At 66.8% G+C, this 18,704-nt stretch carries 18 protein-coding genes; 5 read left to right on the forward strand and 13 right to left on the reverse strand.

Going from position 1 to position 18,704, the window contains the following annotated elements; translation table 11 throughout:
* Positions 1 to 17: 17 nt before the first annotated feature.
* The 3 genes from B9C43_RS14640 to B9C43_RS14650 are packed head-to-tail and all read right to left on the reverse strand — an operon-like array spanning position 18 to position 2,997.
* Positions 18 to 1,535, reverse strand: a complete 1,518-nt coding sequence (locus B9C43_RS14640; protein ID WP_033382214.1) for a tripartite tricarboxylate transporter permease — start codon at positions 1,533 to 1,535, stop codon at positions 18 to 20.
* Positions 1,535 to 2,032 (reverse strand): tripartite tricarboxylate transporter TctB family protein, encoded by a 498-nt coding sequence (locus tag B9C43_RS14645; RefSeq protein WP_084426896.1) that lies wholly within the window; start codon positions 2,030 to 2,032, stop codon positions 1,535 to 1,537. Before B9C43_RS14645 ends, B9C43_RS14640 begins: the two co-directional genes overlap by 1 nt.
* Positions 2,029 to 2,997, reverse strand: a complete 969-nt coding sequence (locus B9C43_RS14650; RefSeq protein WP_084428144.1) for a Bug family tripartite tricarboxylate transporter substrate binding protein — start codon at positions 2,995 to 2,997, stop codon at positions 2,029 to 2,031. Before B9C43_RS14650 ends, B9C43_RS14645 begins: the two co-directional genes overlap by 4 nt.
* Before the next feature lie 144 nt (positions 2,998 to 3,141).
* On the opposite strand from B9C43_RS14650, the gene B9C43_RS14655 reads away from it, so the two are divergent.
* Together B9C43_RS14655 and B9C43_RS14660 are read left to right on the forward strand one after the other, a co-directional pair.
* Positions 3,142 to 4,734 (forward strand): sensor histidine kinase, encoded by a 1,593-nt coding sequence (locus B9C43_RS14655; RefSeq protein ID WP_084426899.1) that lies wholly within the window; start codon positions 3,142 to 3,144, stop codon positions 4,732 to 4,734.
* On the forward strand, positions 4,731 to 5,402 hold the full coding sequence (locus B9C43_RS14660) for a response regulator (protein ID WP_033382218.1): 672 nt from the start codon (positions 4,731 to 4,733) through the stop codon (positions 5,400 to 5,402). The genes B9C43_RS14655 and B9C43_RS14660 overlap by 4 nt, the downstream gene beginning before the upstream one ends.
* A 207-nt stretch (positions 5,403 to 5,609) precedes the next feature.
* On the opposite strand, the gene B9C43_RS14665 is transcribed toward B9C43_RS14660, so the two are convergent.
* Entirely contained in the window at positions 5,610 to 6,254 is a 645-nt protein-coding gene (locus B9C43_RS14665) for a GntR family transcriptional regulator (protein WP_143446338.1), read from the reverse strand.
* Between the two features lie 95 nt (positions 6,255 to 6,349).
* Here B9C43_RS14665 and B9C43_RS14670 point away from each other — a divergent pair, with 95 nt between their 5' ends.
* Positions 6,350 to 7,375, forward strand: a complete 1,026-nt coding sequence (locus B9C43_RS14670; RefSeq protein WP_084426905.1) for a pyridoxal-phosphate dependent enzyme — start codon at positions 6,350 to 6,352, stop codon at positions 7,373 to 7,375.
* On the opposite strand, the gene arfB is transcribed toward B9C43_RS14670, so the two are convergent.
* Entirely contained in the window at positions 7,365 to 7,793 is a 429-nt protein-coding gene (arfB, locus tag B9C43_RS14675; RefSeq protein WP_084426908.1) for an alternative ribosome rescue aminoacyl-tRNA hydrolase ArfB, read from the reverse strand. The two genes, B9C43_RS14670 and arfB, sit on opposite strands and share 11 nt — an antisense overlap.
* A gap of 109 nt (positions 7,794 to 7,902) precedes the next feature.
* On the opposite strand from arfB, the gene B9C43_RS14680 reads away from it, so the two are divergent.
* Positions 7,903 to 9,408, forward strand: coding sequence for a serine protease (locus B9C43_RS14680; protein WP_084426910.1), 1,506 nt, complete (start codon positions 7,903 to 7,905; stop codon positions 9,406 to 9,408).
* Positions 9,409 to 9,417: 9 nt separating this feature from the next.
* Here the strand turns inward: B9C43_RS14680 and purM are convergent, their stop codons facing one another.
* The 7 genes from purM to B9C43_RS14715 form a co-directional block, all read right to left on the reverse strand.
* Positions 9,418 to 10,464 carry a phosphoribosylformylglycinamidine cyclo-ligase gene (gene purM, locus B9C43_RS14685; RefSeq protein ID WP_051895205.1) on the reverse strand — a complete coding sequence of 349 codons (1,047 nt, stop codon included), beginning with the start codon at positions 10,462 to 10,464 and terminating at the stop codon, positions 9,418 to 9,420.
* A 35-nt stretch (positions 10,465 to 10,499) separates the two neighbouring features.
* Positions 10,500 to 12,023, reverse strand: a complete 1,524-nt coding sequence (purF, locus tag B9C43_RS14690) for an amidophosphoribosyltransferase (protein WP_084426913.1) — start codon at positions 12,021 to 12,023, stop codon at positions 10,500 to 10,502.
* Between the two features lie 126 nt (positions 12,024 to 12,149).
* Positions 12,150 to 12,479: a sterol carrier family protein gene (locus tag B9C43_RS14695; protein WP_084428146.1), complete on the reverse strand. Its 330-nt coding sequence runs from the start codon at positions 12,477 to 12,479 to the stop codon at positions 12,150 to 12,152.
* A gap of 53 nt (positions 12,480 to 12,532) precedes the next feature.
* The gene (locus tag B9C43_RS14700; protein WP_235038611.1) at positions 12,533 to 13,318 is read right to left on the reverse strand and encodes an ESX secretion-associated protein EspG; all 786 of its coding nucleotides are present in this window, start codon (positions 13,316 to 13,318) and stop codon (positions 12,533 to 12,535) included.
* A gap of 17 nt (positions 13,319 to 13,335) precedes the next feature.
* The gene (locus B9C43_RS59585) at positions 13,336 to 14,658 is read right to left on the reverse strand and encodes a PPE domain-containing protein (protein WP_160096519.1); all 1,323 of its coding nucleotides are present in this window, start codon (positions 14,656 to 14,658) and stop codon (positions 13,336 to 13,338) included.
* Between the two features lie 14 nt (positions 14,659 to 14,672).
* Positions 14,673 to 14,993 (reverse strand): hypothetical protein, encoded by a 321-nt coding sequence (locus B9C43_RS14710; RefSeq protein ID WP_033382225.1) that lies wholly within the window; start codon positions 14,991 to 14,993, stop codon positions 14,673 to 14,675.
* Between the two features lie 177 nt (positions 14,994 to 15,170).
* Positions 15,171 to 15,782 (reverse strand): DUF3558 family protein, encoded by a 612-nt coding sequence (locus tag B9C43_RS14715; RefSeq protein WP_084426916.1) that lies wholly within the window; start codon positions 15,780 to 15,782, stop codon positions 15,171 to 15,173.
* A 62-nt stretch (positions 15,783 to 15,844) separates the two neighbouring features.
* On the opposite strand from B9C43_RS14715, the gene B9C43_RS14720 reads away from it, so the two are divergent.
* The gene (locus tag B9C43_RS14720; protein ID WP_051895207.1) at positions 15,845 to 16,384 is read left to right on the forward strand and encodes a type VII secretion system-associated protein; all 540 of its coding nucleotides are present in this window, start codon (positions 15,845 to 15,847) and stop codon (positions 16,382 to 16,384) included.
* A 10-nt stretch (positions 16,385 to 16,394) separates the two neighbouring features.
* Here B9C43_RS14720 and B9C43_RS14725 read toward each other — a convergent pair whose 3' ends face one another.
* On the reverse strand, positions 16,395 to 18,539 hold the full coding sequence (locus tag B9C43_RS14725; RefSeq protein ID WP_084428148.1) for a putative bifunctional diguanylate cyclase/phosphodiesterase: 2,145 nt from the start codon (positions 18,537 to 18,539) through the stop codon (positions 16,395 to 16,397).
* Between the last annotated feature and the right edge of the window lie 165 nt (positions 18,540 to 18,704).

Consider the following 18,704-nt stretch of genomic DNA (forward strand, 5'->3'; position numbering starts at 1 on the left):
GCTCTGACCATACGGCCCTAGGCGTCGATCTTCTCGCGCTCCGGAGTCGGCGCAGCCGGGCGGCGGGTCATCCTGCGGATCAGTGGCCAGACGAGGATCCCCACGATCACCACGTAGATGATCACCGACATCGGGGTGTTCACCAGGCCGCTGATCGAGCCGTCGCTGATCTGCAGCGCCCGGCGTAGCTGCTGTTCGGCGGCCGGGCCGAGGATCACACCGATCACCGCGGGGAGCACCGGCAGGCCGTATCGGCGCATGGCCAGGCCAAGCAGACCGATGACGAACAGAACGATCAGGTCGACCACGTCACCGCTGACCGCGTACGCGCCCACACTGGCGAAGAACAGAATGCCCGCGTAGAGGTACGGCCGCGGAATGCGCAGCAGCTTGGCCCACACCGGCGCCAGCGGCAGGTTGAGCACGAGCAGCAGCACCAGCGCGATGAACAGACTCGCGATCAGCGCCCACACCAGGCCGGACTCCCGCTCGAACAACAGCGGGCCCGGCTGGATGCCGTATTGCTGGAACGCCGCGAGCATCACGGCCGCAGTCGCCGTGGTCGGCAGACCCAGGGTCAGCATTGACGTCAGCGTGCCCGACGCGGACGCCGACGCCGTTGCCTCGGGACCCGCGACGCCTTCGATGGCGCCCTTGCCGAACTGATCCTTGTGCTTGGACAGCCTGCGCTCGGTCACGTACGACAGGAACGTCGGGATTTCCGCGCCACCGGCGGGGATCGCACCGAACGGGAACCCGATGAACGGCCCACGCAGCCACGGCCTCCACGATCGCCGGACGTCGTCACGGCCCATCCACGGGCGGCCGACCGGGATCGGCTCAGCCTGGATGCGCCGCAGGTGCGCGGCGACCCACAGCGACTCACCGACCGCGAACAGCGCGACCGCGACCACCACGACGTCGATGCCGTCGGACAGGTGCAACGAGCCGAACGTCAGGCGCTGCTGGCCGGTCATCTCGTCAAGGCCGATCAACCCGATTGCCAGGCCGATCAGCAGTGACGCGAACCCGCGGATCCGCGACTTGCCGAGCACCGACGTGACCGAGATGAACGCCAGCAACATGATCGCGAAGAAGTCCGGGGCACCGATGCCCACCGCCAGCTTGGCGACCGCGGGAGCGAGCAGTACCAACAGAAGCGTGCCGATCAGGCCGCCGACGAAGTGCCCGACCGCTGCCGTGGCAAGGGCTTGCGAGCCACGGCCGCGTTTGGCCATCGGATTGCCTTCGATCGCCGTGACCACCGACGCGGTCTCGCCCGGGGTGTTCAACAGGATCGAAGTCGTCGAGCCACCGAACATGCTGCCGTAGTAGATACCGGCGAACATGATGAACGCCCCGGTCGGGTCGAGTCCGTACGTGATCGGCAGCAGCAACGCCACTGCCATCGCGGCACCGATGCCTGGCAGCACGCCGATCGTCGTACCGAGCAGCACACCGATCACGGCGTACATCAGGTTAACCGGTGTTAACGCGGTACCGAAACCGTCCATCAGAGAGGCGAAGGAACCCATCACAGCACTCCCATCAGCGGCCCGCCCGGCAGGGAAACCCCGAGCAGGTCGTTGAACACAAAGTAGGTGACGAGCGAGAGCCCGGCCGCGACGAGCGGGTCACGCACGAAGTTACGGCTGCCCAACGCATACGCCGCACCCCAGAACAAGACCGTTCCGGAGATCGGGAAACCGACCAGCCCGATCAGTACGACGTTCGCCAGAAAAGCCGCGGCCAGCAACAACACTGTCCGCCAGTCACCGGGCGCGCTCAGATCGATGTCCTCGCCGCCCTCTGCTTCCCCCTTGCCACCCCGCAACACGTCCCTGGCCAGCAACGCGGCCACCACGAGCAACGCGGCACCGACCACCATCGGCACCACGTCCGGCCCGATGCCCCGTTCGGTCGGGACCGCAGGCAGGCTGATCGCGTCGACCAGCACGAGCACGCCCAGCGCCGCGAGCAGGACACTGATGCCGAGCTCGGACCGCTCCTTCAGACGCTCCATTGTGGTCATACCAGCCCCAGCTCCTTCAGCGTCGAGGCGACCCGGTCGTTCTCGGCGGCCAGGAACTTGCCGAAGTCCTCACCCGACTGGAACGCCGAGGTCCAGCCGTTGTCGGTGAGCACCTTCTGCCACTGCGGTGACGCGTTGAGCTTGGTGAACAGGTTCACCAGCCGCGTCCGCTCGCCCGTGCTGATCCCCGGCGGCGCGACGATGCCGCGCCAGTTGGTGAACACAACGTCCACACCGGACTCCGTCAGGGTCGGCGCGTTCACCCCGTTCAGCCGGTTGCGGCTGGTCACCGCGAGCACCCTGAGCTCGCCGGCCTGGATCTGGTCGCGGTACTCGCCGATGCCGGACACGCCGAAGGCGATCTTGCCGCCGAGCACGGAGGCCAACAGCTCGCCGCCACCGTCGAACGGCACGTAGTTCACCTTGCGCGGGTCCAGCCCGGCCGCCTTGGCCATCAGCATCGGCGCCAGGTGGTCAGGACCGCCCGCCCGTGAACCGCCACCGACCGGGACCTGGCCGGGGTTGGCCTTCCACGCCTCCAGCAGCTGGCCGATGTTCTGGTACGGCGAGTCCTTGCTGACCACGACGATGTCGGGTTCCTCGATCAACTTCGCGATCGGCGTGGTGTCCGCCAGGGACGACGGCGACTTGTTCGTGTACACCGCGCCGACCACGCCAAGTCCCATGGACATCACGAGCTTGCCGTTGCCGCGTTCGTTCACGATCCGGCCAAGGCCGACCGTGCCACCCGCGCCCGGCAGGTTGAACACCTCGATCCGCCTGGACAGATCCGCTTCCTCGATCGCCTTGACCGCGTGTCGCGCCGTGATGTCGTAACCACCGCCTGGCGCGTTGGGCACCAGCACTCGCAGACCGCGAACCTGGTCACCAACGTCCTCGTCGCTGCCGGAGCTCAGCAGCGGGGGAACCAACAGCACGGCGGCGATCGCACCGAGGATGGCCAGCCATGTCTTCGCTCGCACGTCGCGACACCTCACCTCTCTGTGACTTCGACGACAGCGTTGACTTATGTTGCACGCGGTTTACCGTGATGTCGCGCTTAGGCGCGTATCGAAGGTTTAGGTACTTGTGGTCACGAGGAGGTGCGCATGGGTGTCAAGGGCTCGCTGGCCCGCCAGCTGCTGGCCTGGCAGGTGGTGATCGTGCTCGCCCTGCTCACCGCCGTCGCGGCCTTCTCGGCGATTCAGTCGAACGAGACCTTCATGGACGTCGAGGGCCGCCGGATGCTGCTGGCCGCCGAGAACCTCGCCGCCACACCGACCGTCCGCGGCACGGATGACTCACGCGGTGGTGAGGCCATCCCCGGCGCCTTGGCTGATCCGCTGCGCTACCCGGCGCTCCCGGGCTTCGCTGAGATCACGCGCAGCCTGTCCGGCGCGGACGAGGTCACCTTCGCGTTGCCGGATCTGACCGTGGTGACCTCGACAATCCCTGGCCGCAACGGCTCCAAGCTGGACGTCGGCGACAGCACGATCCCGACGGGCCGGTCGTGGGTCGGCGTCATCGGCGACACCCTTGTCGCCCACGTGCCTGTGCTGGGCAACAAGGCCAAGCTGATCGGCATCGTCGCGGTCGGCATAGAGACACAGGGTCTCTTCGCCGGCGTGGTGGAGTCTCCGACGAACGCGCTCGTGTTGCTCGGACTGGCCACTGTGCTCGGTGTGACCGGCTCGCTCCTGCTGGCGCAACGGGTGAAGAAGCAGACACTCGGGCTCGAACCGGCCGAGATCACCTCGCTGGTCGAGCAGCGTGAAGCGATGCTGCACGGGATCAAGGAAGGTGTGGTCGGCCTCGACCGCAACGACCGGATCGTGCTGGTCAACGACCACGCACGGACGCTTTTGTCCATTCCGGACGACAGTGTCGGCAAGTCGGTGTCTGATTTGGACTTCAATGAGCGGATGACGGACGTGCTGACCGGGCGCGCGGCCGGGGCGGACCAGATCGTGCTGCGCAAAGGCCGGGTGCTGACGATGAACCGGATGCCGATCACCCTGCACGACCAGTCAATCGGGTCGGTGGTGACGATGCGGGACCGTACCGAGATGGTCGCACTGCAGAACGAACTCGCCGCGACCCAGAACACGACGGACACCCTGCGCGCCCAGGCGCACGAGTTCTCCAACCGCCTGCACACGATCTCCGGCCTGATCGAACTCGGCGAGTACGACGAAGTCCGGCGATTCATCACAACGGTGTCCCACACTCAGCAGCAATGGCACGCCGAGGTGAGCGCTCGTATCCACGACGCGGCAGTAGCCGCGTTGCTGATCGCGAAGGCGAGCGTGGCAGCGGAGCACAGCGTCGGCCTGCGACTGTCCCCCGGCAGCAGGTTGTCCGAAGTAGACCCGGCGCTGTCCGCAGACCTGGTGACGGTACTGGGAAACCTGGTGGACAACGCCGTCGACGCACTCGGCGGAGTACGGGACGGGTGGATCGAGGTGGACATCAGCGAGCTCGACGACGCGATCCGGGTGGTGGTGCGCGACTCCGGGCCGGGCGTGGCACCGGAGATCGCCCGTGAAGTGTTCCGGAACGGATTCACCACAAAGGCGGCTGAGGAAGGCGGCAAACGCGGGCTCGGGCTGGCGTTGGCGCGGCAAACCTGCATCCGCAGGCAAGGATGGATCGACGTGCACAACGAAGGGGGCGCGGTGTTCACCGCGCTGGTGCCGCGATGAAGACGGTGCTGGTGGTCGACGACGACTTCATGGTCGCGAAGGTCCACAGTGGATACGTATCCCGGACGCCGGGGTTCTCGGTCGTCGGCGTCGCGCACACAGGCGCTGACGCCCTGCAGGCCGCGCGAGAACTCAAGCCGGACCTGGTTTTGCTCGACATCTACCTGCCGGACATGGACGGACTTGCGGTGCTGCAAGAACTCCGGTCATCGCAGGGAGATACCGACGTGATCGTGATCAGTGCGGCGAACGACGTGGAGACTGTTCGTCGCGCGATGCGGGGTGGCGTGCTGCACTACCTGATCAAGCCCTTCTCGTACTCGGCTTTGTTCGACCAGTTGCGGCATTTCGCGACTCTGCACGAGAAGCTCGACCGGCTCGCGGTGGCCGGGCAGGCCGACGTCGACCAGGTTTTCGGGGCACGTCCGCGCGGGGCGACGAGCCTGCCCAAGGGGCTCACCGAGCAGACCGCCGAACTGGTGGAACGCGTGATGCGGGCGCACCCGGAAGGCTTGTCCGCCACGGAATGCGCTCAGTTGACCGAGTTGTCGCGGGTTTCTGCTCGCCGGTACCTCGAGCACTTCACCGAGACGGGCAAGTCCGAGGTGACACTGCGGTACGGCGGAACCGGAAGGCCAGAGCGCCGCTACAAGTGGCTCAACACCTGAACCCACCTTCGGACGCACTCCATCGCAACAACAATTCCCGAGGGGGTCCCCCTGATTTTCACGCTACCGGAGGGGTCTGACAGTTTTGCGTTGGTGCAGGTCTTGGGCCCCAGGCAGGCTTGACGCACGGTCGACGGCGATGGCTTCGAAGGTGCGTGCGCGGAGTTCAGCACCGCCGCCATTCGAATCGTCGCGGTTCAGAGGCAGTCAGCTCACGCCTTGGTCGAAGATCTCGCGGAGGACTCCGGGGTCGACGGTCCAGTTGCCGATCAGTTCGCCTGCTGCTCTGTCCATGTCGCGTTCGAGGATGGCTTTGGCGATCATCCGGTGCTCGGTTTCGGCGCGCATGATGCGTTTGCGGCTGGTGAAGTAGGCGAACTCGTAGCGGTGGACGACCGTCTTCTGGGCTTTGATCAGTTGCAGCAGGCGCTTGTTCGGACATGACTTCAGCAGTTCGTCGTGCCATTGGTCGTCGATCGCGCCTGCTTGGATCGGGTCGACGTCGAGCATGCGCTGGGCTAGTTCGTTCAGCTTTGGCACGCTGGCGACCAGCTCGTCGATGGCGCAGGTGCGGAGTGCGGCGACTTCCAGGGCCCCGATGATCGGGTAGGTCTCTTTGACCTCGTCGACTGTGAGCGGGGAGAGCCAGAAGCCGCGGTTGGGGCGTAGTTCGAGCACGCCTTCCTGGGCGAGGCCGGCGAGGGCTTCTCTCAGCGGTGTCCGGCTGACGCCCAGGTCGTCGGCGAGTTGGCCCTCGTTGATGCGCTCGCCGACGGGGTAGTCGCCGCGGACCAGCCTGGCCAGGACTTCGTCGCGGATCTGCTCGCGCAAGGGGCGCTTGGTAATCGCCATGAACACAGAGTACTACATGCTGAACACAGAGTACTGAACTCTGAGCGCTGTACTTTGTGCTTTGAATTCTGAATTCAGAATGTAGAGTGCAGGGCATGTACCTCAACCCTTCGGCACGCTCCTGGACAGCACCGGCAGCCACCTCCGACGGGGACCCCAGGGCGGTGCACCGCGAACTGCCCGGGTTCGCACCCACCCCGTTGATCGAAGTCCCTGACCTGGCCAAAGAGCTCGGAGTGCGCCGACTGCTGGTGAAGGACGAGCACCTGAGAGCCGGGCTGCCGTCGTTCAAGATCCTCGGCGCGGCCTGGGCGATCTTCAAAGGCCTCGGCGGCACGACAAGCCTCAAGGACCTCAAGGTCGACCCGGAGACCACGCTGGTCAGCGCGACGGCGGGCAACCACGGCCGAGCGGTCGCGTACATGGCCAAGCTGCTGAACCTCAAAGCCCACATCTTCATCCCGGCGGGCACAGCCCCGGCGAGGATCGAAGCGATCCGCGGCGAAGGCGCGAAGGTGGACGTCGTTGACGGCGACTACCAGCAAGCGGTCGAACGAGCGACCCAACGAGCGAGCGAAAACCCGAAAGCTCTGCTGGCCGCGGACGTCGGCGACTCGATGACGCCGATCTGGGCAACCCAGGGCTATCGAACGATCCTGCACGAGATCGACGAACAACTCACCGAAGCACCGGACCTGGTCGTCGTCCCGGTCGGCGCGGGCGCGTTCGCCTCAGCGGTCGTACAGCACTACCGAAGTGACGGAGCCCGCCCCAAGATCCTGACCGTGGAGCCAGACTCGGCAGCCTGCCTGCTGAAGTCGTTGCAGGCAGGCGAACCCGTCAACGTGCCTGGGCCGCACCCGTCGAAGATGGCCGGTCTGAACGCGGGCGACGTCGACACCCACGCCTGGCCCTACCTGAAGAACGGCGTGGACGCGGCGGTCACAGTCACCGACGAAGAGACCGACGAGGCCATGCGTGACCTGGCCGACAAGGACATCGTCGCGGGTGAGTGCGGCGCCGCGAGTCTCGCGGGCGTCCGAGCCTTTCGGGAGCACCTCACCAAAGACTCAATCGTCGTCCTGATCAGCACGGAAGGCGTGCACGGGATCAGTCGCTGAAACTCGACCGGCGGGAGCGCTTCGTCTCGCCGCGGCGGCGCTTCTCGGTGAGCCGCCGCTCTTTCGCGGCCCGGCTCGGCCGAGTCGGGCGCCGCTTGGGCGGTGGCGGTTCGGAAGCGCTACGCAGCAACGCTGCCAGCCGGTCGCGCGCCGCCTGCCGATTCGCGAGCTGCGCACGGAATTCGCTCGCGGCGACCGTGACGACCCCGTCGACGAGCCGCGTCGACAGCCGGTCGAGGATGCGCGGGCGCAATGTGTCCGGAATGGACGGTGAACCGGCCACGTCGAACGACAGCTCCACTCGGCTGTCCGTGGTGTTCACGCCTTGCCCACCTGGCCCGGACGACCGAGAGAAGCGTTCGCGCAACTCGGCCGCTGGGATCACCAGCGCACCCGTCACGAACAAGTTCTCAGCCATGACTCAAGTGTGCCGCGCGATCACGACGAATGCGAATGGTTAACCCCTGTAGCAAAACAGTGACACAACGATCGCTGTCCGTGAACACAGTCAGGCCACGGTAGGGCCCATGTCCATCAGGTCCCCACTTCTAGTAACGACGTTGGCGCTCGCCGCAGCCGCAGCGATCGCCACCCCCGCGAACGCCATCATCAACGGGAGGGAGTCAACCGAGCCCTATGCGTTCCTGGGCTCATTGCAGGCTCCAGGAGCCCCTGGTTCGAACAGTCACGGTTGTGGCGTGACTGTCGTTGCGCCGCAATGGGTGTTGACCGCGAGCCACTGTGCCCGCGTCCCTACCCTCGCGAAAAACGGCACTCCGCGCGGGTGGAAGGTCCGGATCGGTTCGCTGAACACGAAGTCCGGCGGTGAACTCGTCGACGTCGACAAGTTCTACCGGCTGGCCACCGAACGCGAGAGCTACTTCGGAAGGGACCACGCGCTGCTGCACTTGGCCACCCCGGTGCAGGCCAAACCCATCCGGATCGCCTCGAGCACGCCCCCGGACGGCACCGCCGTGCGCTTCGTAGGCTGGGGCAACATGTGCGAAGACGGCAAGCCGCCGTGTTACCCCGGCCGGTTGCACGAAGCCGACTTCGTGGTCCAGCCGCTCTCGACATGTCCGCCCGGCATACCGGACGCTGAGATATGCCTTAGCAGCCCCGACAAGGCCGATGTGGGCAACACCGACTCGGGTGGTCCCGCGTTGGTCCGCGAAGGCGACGAATGGGTGATCGCCGGTACGTTGACCGGCCACAGCGAGTCCCGTCAGGCGTTGTTCACCGACGCCTCCAAGCACCTCGACTGGATCAACGGGATCATCAACGGAACCAACGTCCCACCGGACGACGTGCGGCCATCCCTCGAAGGATCCGTAAACCTCGGCAACTGCATGGGGTCCGTTGTCCGCATGCCGGACGCCAAGCCCGAGGACCCCGCGCTGATGTTGACCAACGGCCACTGCGTTGAGGGTGACCGGCCCGCGCCCGGAGCGGCGATGGTGGACCAACATGCCGACCGCGAAGTGCCCATCGCCGACAGCGAGGGCTACGACAAGACGACAGCCAAGGCGAACCGGCTCGTCTACGCGACCATGACCGGCACCGACATCGCGCTGTACCGCTTGGACAAGACGTACGGACAGCTGGCCACCGAAGGCGCGAAAGTCTTCGACCTCACCACGAACCCGGTCAAAGCGGGTGCCAAGGTCACCGTGCTCAAGAGCGTTCTGCCGGAGAACTGCACGGCCGAAGCCGTCGTGCCGCACTTGAAGGAAGACGGCTACCTGCTGGACAACTCGATCCGCTACGAGCAGACGGACGACTGCGGCCCTGGCCATGGCGCTTCGGGATCCCCATTGATCGCCCCGGACGGCAACACGGTCGTCGGCGTGCACAACACGTCCAACGAGAAAGGCGAGCAGTGCACGGCGAACAACCCTTGCGAGGTCGACGCGGACGGCAACGAGACCAGCACGGCCGGACGTCGCTACGGCCAGCAGATCGACATGATCCCGGCCTGCTTCACCGGTTCCACGCTGGAGCTGACCAAGCCGGGCTGCACCCTTAAGTCCTAATAGGACATATCAGAAGCGTGGGTGGTCGCCGCGGAGGATCGCACGCTGGCTACCGGCGTCGGCGACTTCCACCTCGCCGATCACCCACGCATCCACGTGCCGCGCGGTGAGGATCGCCAGCGCGCGGTCGATGTCCTCGGGACTGAGCACGGCGACCATGCCGATGCCCATGTTGAAGGTGCGCTCCAGTTCGTCGCGTTCGACCCGGCCACGGCGGCCGATCACGCCGAACACCGGCGCGGGCGTCCATCCGCCGCGGTCGAGAACCGCGGTCAGGCCTTGGGGGATCACCCGCGCGAGGTTGGCCACCAAGCCGCCGCCGGTGATGTGCGCGAACGTCCGGACATCGGTCTCCGCGGCCAAAGCCAGACAGTCCTTGGCGTAGATCTTGGTCGGCTCAAGCAGTTCCTCACCAAGGGTGCGCCCGAACTCCTCGACGTGGCCCTCCAGCGGCATCCTGGCGATCTCCAGCAGCACCTTGCGGGCCAACGAGTAGCCGTTGGAGTGCAGGCCGGACGAGGCAAGCCCGATCACCACGTCACCGGGGCGAACCCGTTCCGCGCCAAGGATGTTGTCCGCTTCGACGACACCGACGCCAGTCGCCGAGACGTCGTAGTCCTCCTCCGGCATCAGGCCGGGCCGCTCAGCCGTTTCGCCGCCGAGCAGCGCACAGCCCGCTTTGGCGCAGCCGTCGGAGATTCCCTTGACCAACGCGGCGATCTTGTCCGGGTTGATCCTGCCGGTGGCGATGTAGTTCTCCAGGAACAACGGTTCCGCACCGCACACCACGAGGTCGTCGACCACCATCGCGACGAGGTCGATGCCGATCGTGTCGTGCACGTCCATCGCCTGCGCGACCGCGATCTTCGTACCGACACCCTCGGTCGCCGACGCGAGCACCGGCTCGTTCCAGCGGTCGAGCTTCAGCTTGAACAGCCCGGCGAACCCGCCGAGCACGGACAGCACCTCCGGCCGGGACGCCTTTTCCGCCCACGGCTTGAGCTTCTGGATGTGCTCCGCAGCGGTCTTGGTCGAGCCATGGTCGTGCGGTGTCATCACCGAGCGGTCATCCTTGTCGTGTGGTTACGGCCTCAGGGACGCTGCAACGCGTCCTCGGCACCGTACCCGTTGACCAAGACAGGTGTGGCCGGCCCCGCGACACCTTTTTCCACGCTCTCCAGCAGATGCTTACCGATCAACGCCTCACCGGGCAGCGTGATCGGGTAGTGCCCGTCAAAGCACGCCATGCATAGCCTGCTGCGTGGCTGCTCGGTCGCGGCGACCATGCTCTCCAGCGAGATGTAGCCGAGTGAGTCCGCGCCAACCGACCTGCGCACACCGTCGAAGTCGAGGCCGTTGGCGATCAGCTCGGCCCGTGAGGCGAAGTCGATTCCGTAGAAACACGGCCATTTCACCGGCGGAGACGCGATCCGGACGTGCACCTCGAGCGCTCCGGCCTCGCGCAGCATCCGGACCAGGGCGCGCTGGGTGTTGCCGCGCACGATCGAGTCGTCCACGACGACAAGGCGCTTGCCGCGGATGACGTCCCGCAAGGGGTTGAGCTTGAGCCGGATGCCCAGCTGCCGGATGGTCTGCGACGGCTGGATGAAGGTCCGCCCGACGTAAGCGTTCTTGACCAGGCCCTGGCCGTACGGGATGCCGGACGCCTGCGCGTAGCCGATCGCCGCGGGCGTGCCGGACTCCGGCACCGGGATCACCAGGTCGGCTTCGGCCGGGTGCTCGGTGGCGAGCCTGCGGCCGATCTCCACGCGCGTCGCGTGCACACCGCGGCCTGCGATCGTGGTGTCCGGCCTGGCCAGGTAGACGTACTCGAAAACGCAGCCCTTCGGCTCCGGTACGGCGAAGCGCGACGACCGCAGGCCGCCCTCGTCGATCGCCAGCAGTTCACCGGGCTCGACCTCACGTACGAACGACGCGCCGACGATGTCCAGCGCGGCGGTCTCGCTCGCGACAACCCAGCCGCGTTCAAGGCGGCCGAGTACGAGCGGGTGCACGCCGTGCGGGTCGCGTGCCGCGTACAAGGTGGACTCGTCCGACCAAACCAGACAGAACGCGCCACGCAGGGTCGGCAGCAGTTCCATCGCGGCCAGCTCGAGGCTCGTGTCCGACGCGGCTGCCGCCAGCAGCCCGCAGATCAGGTCCGAGTCGGTGGTCGCGCCGTTCTTGGTGGTGATGCCCGCCTGTTCGGAGCGCTCAAGCAGCTCGGCGGTGTTCACCAGGTTGCCGTTGTGGCCCAGCGACAGGCCTTTGCCGCTGGCGGTGGTGCGGAAGGTCGGCTGGGCGTTCTCCCACGTGCCCGACCCGGTCGTGGAGTAGCGGCAGTGGCCGACTGCGACATGTCCCCTCAGCGAGTGCAGCACCTGCTCGTCGAACACCTGGCTGACCAGGCCGAGATCCTTGAACACGACGACCTGTTGGCCGTCCGCCACCGAGATACCGGCTGCTTCCTGCCCACGGTGCTGCAACGCGTACAGCCCGTAGTACGTAAGCTTGGCGACTTCCTCGCCGGGCGCCCAGACTCCGAAGACCCCGCATTCCTCGCGGGGTTCTGAGTCGATGGTGCCGGCTTGGGGGGCTGACTGGTCGGTGACCACGCGAAGCGCTCCCTGGGGACGGAATGCAGGCTGATCTCCAGTGTAGATGGCTCTACCACCCGTACGGACCAACCGGCTGTGGTGCGCCCCACTATCGAGACCGCGTTACCGCCCTTATGGCCTACGTCAGACGTTGCGCACGACTGGCAGGAGTTCCCCGATGTCGGCGCGTGTTCCGGAGGCCGAAACGCGGGCGGCCGCGACGGCGTCCGGCCACGCGAGCAGGCCGGTCGCGAGTTCGAGCCAGGTCCGCGGATCCATCTCGATCACGTTCGGCGGCGTGCCGCGGGTGTGCCGTGGCCCGGGGATGCACTGGATCGCCGCGAACGGCGGCACCCTGACTTCGACCGTATGCCCCGGGGCTATTTGCTCAAGAGTGCGAAGACTGGCCCGCACGGCAGTCGCGAGGACTGGCCGTGCGGGCGTTTCGTCTGTCTCGCCGGTGAGCCAGGGCATCACTTCGGCGATCGCGGCACGAAGTTCGTGCGGGTCGACGGGCTTTCGGGGCACTACCTGCTCTCAGCTTCGCGGACCACTTCGCCGAGCAGCAGCTCGACCTGGTGGGTCAGGCGCCGGTTGTCCGTCGGGGAGATCGTGGTCCACCCGCCGTCCGCCGACGGCTTGCGGACCTGCACGTACCGGCCGTCCTCGGTGTCGAAGAAGGCGACGACGCGCTCGGCGCGGTGCCGCTTGCCCCACTTGTCCCGCGCGGCGGCGCCGAAGTTCCCGGTCGCCACCACGTCCTTGATCATGGTCGACAGCGTCTGGACGTCGTCTTCCCTGATCCCACGGTTGCGCAGAGCCTGCTCGAAGCCTTGCTGCGTGCCGCCCGCGCTGTTCGCGGCGACCTCGAAGTCCTCGGCGCGGATGTTCACCGACTGGCCGGGGCCTGCGGGTACCGGGGACAGCACTCCAGTCGCCACGCTCGCCAACGACTGCGCGGGCACGCTGTGGAGCGTCAGGAAGTTGTCCGCCAGGATCGCGAGCACCGCCTCCCCCTCGCGCGAGGCGGCGAGGAAACGGACACTCCGACCGAGCCACGTCCGGCCGTCGATCTCACGGTCGGGCCGGGACAGGATGCCCAGCGCGCGTTCGATCCCCGGGTCGAGCTCGACCGACCGGCCAAGGCCGCGCTGTTCCAGCGCGGCCCAGGCCTGGTCGACCAACTGCTTGCGCTCGGTCCACGTCGCGCCCGGTGAGGGCACCTTGACGGCCAGTGGCATGTCCTCGTAGCCGAGGTGCTCCCACAGGACGTCGAACTCGAGTGCCGAAATGGTGATCGGCCTGGGTTGCACGGGTGCGCCCAGATCTATCACTGCTGTTCGGGCTTCTCGCCGATCACGGATGGCGCGATCATGCGCTCGTCACCGAAGATGTCGTCGGTCTCCATCAGGTAGTCCGGCGTCTCGTGCTCGGTGTCCTCTTCGCCCTCCGCGCGGCCACCCGGCGCCATGCCACCGGGGCCACCACGGCCACCCTGGCCCATGTTGCCGCCGGGGCCGGTGCGGGCACCGCCTTCCTGCAGCATCGGGTTACCGCCCATGCCGGGACGGCCCTGCCGGGTCTCGTCCATCATCGACGAGTTCTGCCCGAAGCCGGCGTTCGGGTTGCCGAGGCCACCGCGACCGCCCGAGTTCGGGCCACCCGTGCCGCCGCCACCGGGGATGCCGGGACGCAGGTTGGGGTTCTGGCCACCCTGACCGGAGAACGGACCCGTGCCCGGCGGGAACGGGCCAGTGCCCCACGGTCCGTTGGGGCCGGTACCCGGCGGGAACGGCGGCTGGATCGGTGGCTTGGGCGGCGTCGGCGGCAGACCCGGGTTGTTCTGCGGCGGCGTCGGGTAGTTCTGCGGCGGCGTGAACTGGTTCGGGTTCGTCGTCTGCGGCGGCGTGAACGACTGGTGCGGCGTCACGTTCGGCTGCGGCGAGGTCTGCGAACCGATCGGCGTGTGGTGCACCGAGCTGGTCGACGTCGACTGGTTGTGGTGCACGCCGGTGGTGTTGTACATGCCGCGGCTGTCGACCGAGCCCTGGTGCAACGACGGGTCGGGCGGCGGCGTCTCGACGACGAGTTTCGGCGGGTCCTCGAACTGGCCGAGGGTGTCAGCGTTCCAGTCGCTGCTCTTCTCGTACTTCTGCATCGCCTGCACGGCCTGGCGCGCTGCCTCGTCCTGGGCGCGCTCCTGCGCCTCGTGGTCGGCGGACTGCGCGGCGACCGCGGCAGCCGGACCGGCGTTGCCGACCATCGCGGCACCGACGGCGCCTGCGATCGCCCACCCGGACGGCGCCGGCGTGGTCACCTGCTTGGGCGGCGGCACCTCGTTGCGGGCGTCACCGACGTAGTTGCCCTGCAGCTCGAAGGACGTCTGCATCACGTTCGAGCCGCCCTGGGCCTTTCCTGCCCATTCCTTGAGCGGAGTCATCCCGGCGAGCGCCTGGTCAGCCGACAGACCCTGCCAGTGGACGTCCAGGTCGCCCAGCTTCTTGTGCAGCGTGTCGCTGATTTCCTTCAAACCCTCGGACAGCATCTTCCAGAAGTCCGCTGGAGTGTCCGAGGCGTTCGGGCCCGCGCCTGCGTTGATCATGTTGTAGATGGCCGGATGGTCAAGGCCATTCCACCTGATGTCACTCGTCATCGTCATAACCCCCCTCAGACGTCCTCGAAGCCCTTGCCGCGCCACCGCTCGGCGTTGACACCCTCGACGCGCACGTAGTGGTCGTGCGCCGCTTGCAGAGCGTCACCGGAGTTCTGCAGCTCGTTCGCGTACTTGGCGAGCGTCTCCATCGCCGCCCGCCGACCAGTCGAGCCGTCACCCGCGTCGAACCGCACCGCGGTGATCTTGCTGACCGGGTCACCCGCCCAGTTGGGCGTCGGCAGTTCGGAGAGCTTCTTGACAAGGTCCTTGATCTGACGTGCGGCTTCGTGGAACGCATCGCGGGCACCCGGAATAGCGGCCGGGTTGACCCTCATTGTCTGTGGCGATCCCGATCCTGCGGGGCTCGGTGCCGACGACCCCCCACCATCAATCAACACGGCGCGTCTCCCTGATCTGCCTGTGCGTTTGCGATGACTTTAGCTCTGATGCATCTGGTCCGGGAGTGGTTCCCACAACCTCACAACTTTGTGCAGTGAATATGTGACCGATGATCATGCCGCGGCAACCAGCTTCATCGCGGCGGCAGCGGCCTTCTTGGTGCCGGCGCACACATCGCTCATCGCGGGTTTGCCGTTTTCCAAGTAGATGGTCCATGAAATGACGAGGGTCTGGTCGTCGGCCACGTCGACGCCGACGTAGCAGTCGTTGACGTAGTTGCCCTCCATCACCAACGCCGGGAATCCCTCGAGGGTGATCGGGGTGGTGACCAGGTAACTGGTCGCGTGCTCCTGAACGCTGCGACTCATCGCGTGCAACACCCCGAAGTCGCTCCCAATGCCCCGGTTGCGGATCTGCGCGCACCTGACCGATCCGGGCGCGAAGCCCTGCGCCGCCTCCGCGGTGAGCTTCTCCGCGGGCAAACCGAGCTCAGGCGCGACTTTTTCAATGATCTTGCACGGGTCGAACTGTTTCAGATCGATGGTTCGCGGCCGCGCCGGCTTTGTCGAAGTCGTGGTCGAAGGGGTTTGCGTCTTGCTGGTCGGCTTGGTCGTCGACGTGCGGTCGTCATTTCCCTGCTGTGCGATCGGCGTACCCTGTTCGGCACTCGAACACGCTGCCACGGCCAGCACAAGCGCCAGAACCCCCACCCTGAAGCTCCCCATGGGGCAGGACGTTACCGAACCCCACTCCGCTGCGTGATCGGAACCGCGCCTACGATCCACGAATGCCGCCGGACATCACGCCCGAGATGCGGGCGAGCGCGAAGAGTAACCCGAACACGTGGCTGTATGTGATCGATCCACTGTTCGAGTCCGAAGCAGACGTGCCGCCGTGGGGTGTTGTCGGCGCCTACCCGGTCGACGCCGACGGCGAGATCGAGGACGACTTCCAGCCCAACGACCGGTACCGTCCGTCGCCCCAGGCGCTGCGGATGCCCGCTCCCGCCGGCCCCGTCGACGAGCTGTTGCAGCTCATCCGGACCGGACATCGGGAGGCTGCGGACTTGGCACCGGTGCTGCGGGACGCGACCTTGCTGCTCTACGCGCGGTCCGCCCAGGAGTACGACGTCCTCGGGTTCCCCGACGACCAGGGCCGGGTCTACGTGCCGGTGTGCACGTCCGAGGAGCACGTTCCGTCGGCGTGGCCGGGGTGGCGGCTGGTCACCGGGCGGGACATCGCGCCGCTGCTGGACGGCTTCCCGCTGCTGGTCAACCCGATCGGCCCGATCAGCGCGATCGTCCCGGCCGAGCACCTCGTCGACTGATGCCGGCTGATCAGGAGTTCGACCTGGCCGCGGTGAGCCAGCGCTCGATCTCCGACGGCGGGCCGGACTTGGCGTAGAGCCAGCCCTGTGCGCAGTCCGCGCCGATCCGGCGCAACCGGTCGGCCTGCTCGGTCGTCTCGACGCCTTCGGCCGTCACGGTCAGGCCGAGCAGGTGCGCGAGGGATACCAGGGTCCGCACGATCTGGGTGTCGACCAGGCTGGCGTTGCCCGGGTCACGCAGGCCTTCGAGGAACGACCCGGCGATCTTGAGCGTGCGCACCGGCAGAACCCGCAGATACGCCAGGTTCGAATACCCCGTGCCGAAGTCGTCGATCGCGATCGTCAGGCCGAGGTCGACCAGCGTGCGCAGCATCTCAAGCGGCTCGCCGGTCGCGCCCATGATCGCGCTCTCAGTGAGCTCGAGCTGCACGCGGTGCGCGGGCAGTCCGGTCTCGGCGAGGATCTTGCGGATGTCGTCGACCAGGCCAGGATCCCGGCATTGCCGGACCGCCAGGTTGACACTGACGTACGGCGCGTCGTCGCCGAAGCGGTCCCACCATTCCTTCGCCTGGATGCACGCGGTCCGCAACACCCAGCGTCCCAAGGGGACGATCAGGCCGGTCTCCTCGGCCAGCCCGATGAACCGGTCCGGGCCGAGCGGGCCGAACTCCGGGTGACGCCAGCGCACCAGCGCTTCCACGCCGTGCAGTTCGCCGTCGGGCAGCCGGACGATCGGCTGGTAGTCCACATAGAACTCTTCGCGCTCCAGCGCGGCAGGCATCCGCGCGGACAACGTGAAGCGGGCGACCTCATGGGCGTTGCGCTCAGGGTCGAAGCACGCGTACTGATCTTTGCCGTCGGACTTTGCCCAGTACAGCGTGACATCCGCGTCCCGCATGGTGTCCGCTGGCGTCGTGCCCTCGCACGGGCGCTCGACAATCCCGATGCTCGCCGACACGGTCAGGTCGTGCCCGCCGATCCGGACCGGTTCACGCAAGGCGGCCAGTATCTTCTCGGCCAGCAGCGTGAGGTCCTTGATGGACGCACAATCCTGAACCAGGACAACGAATTCGTCGCCGCCCATCCGCGCGACCATCCGGTCAGGACCGTCGACGAGCACGCCCAGCCGGGTACCGACCGCGACCAGCAGCTGGTCGCCGACGTCGTGGCCGAGACTGTCGTTGATCACTTTGAAGCCGTCGACGTCCAGGTAGCACAGGCCGACGCGGGTTTCGCCGCCCGCGGCGAAGACTTCGTTGAGACGCTCCTGGAACAGCGCGCGGTTGGGCAGACCGGTCAACGGGTCGTGCGTTGCCTCGTGCCGCAGCCTGCGCTGCAACGTGTGCCGCTCGGTGATGTCCTCGATCATCCCGACGAGGTACTGCGGCCGGCCGGCTTCGTCGCGGACCACCGAGACTTTCACGTTGGTGCGCAACGTGACCCCGTCACGCCGGCGGAACCGGCGCTCGACTTGGTAGTTGTCGCGCTCGCCCGCCATCGCCTCGTCGTACTCCTTGCGGAGCTCGATCGGCATGTCCTTTTCGAAGAACTCCTCGATGTTCATCGTGCGCAGCTCGGTGAGCGGGACACCGAGCAGGTCGGACATCGCCCGGTTGGCGTCGATGATGTTGCCGCGCATGTCGCAGATGCCGATCCCGACCGCGGCTTCGTGGAAGACGGCCTGGAACCGGGCCTCGCTCGCTCGCAACGCTGCGTGTGCGCCACGGCGGGCGTCCAGCACCGCGGAGCGGACCGAATCCGATTGCTGATCTTCAAGAATGCGTTCACTTGTCGCCTCGTTGAAGCCGGTCACAAGTGAAGCAAGAATTTTCGGGAGCCGCTCCATCGCCCGTTCGGCCGAACCGGCAAGCGCTGGCAGCCCTTCACCAATCACCCGAATGGACGCGGCGAGCGACTCGGTCTCGATGAAGCGCATCCGCACCAGCTCGACGCCGATCCACTCGACGGGCTCCTGGACGTAGGTGTCGGAGCACGCGGCGTCGGCGAGAACTTTGGCGAACTCGGTCAGCCGCTCGACGATCTCCTCGGTCTCCAGCGCGACATAACTGGTGTTCCGGACGGCCGCGGCCCAGCGCCGGGCGAACCGTTCACACCCGCCTGACCCCTCGGCCGCGGGCCAGCTCGGGCTCTCCACCGTCCACACCCTTCGGCACTCGCGCGATCGATCCAACTGGCCGGCCGAGCGCAACCTTACCGGCTTTGAACAGCAAGGTACTCAGCCCCGCAACTGTCAAGTTGGTTAACCCTAGTGATTCTTTCACACCAAAGCGTGACAAGTGGGTAGTTATGGGCTCACAAT

The organism is Kibdelosporangium aridum (assembly GCF_900176515.1).
GTDB lineage: Bacteria > Actinomycetota > Actinomycetes > Mycobacteriales > Pseudonocardiaceae > Kibdelosporangium > Kibdelosporangium aridum.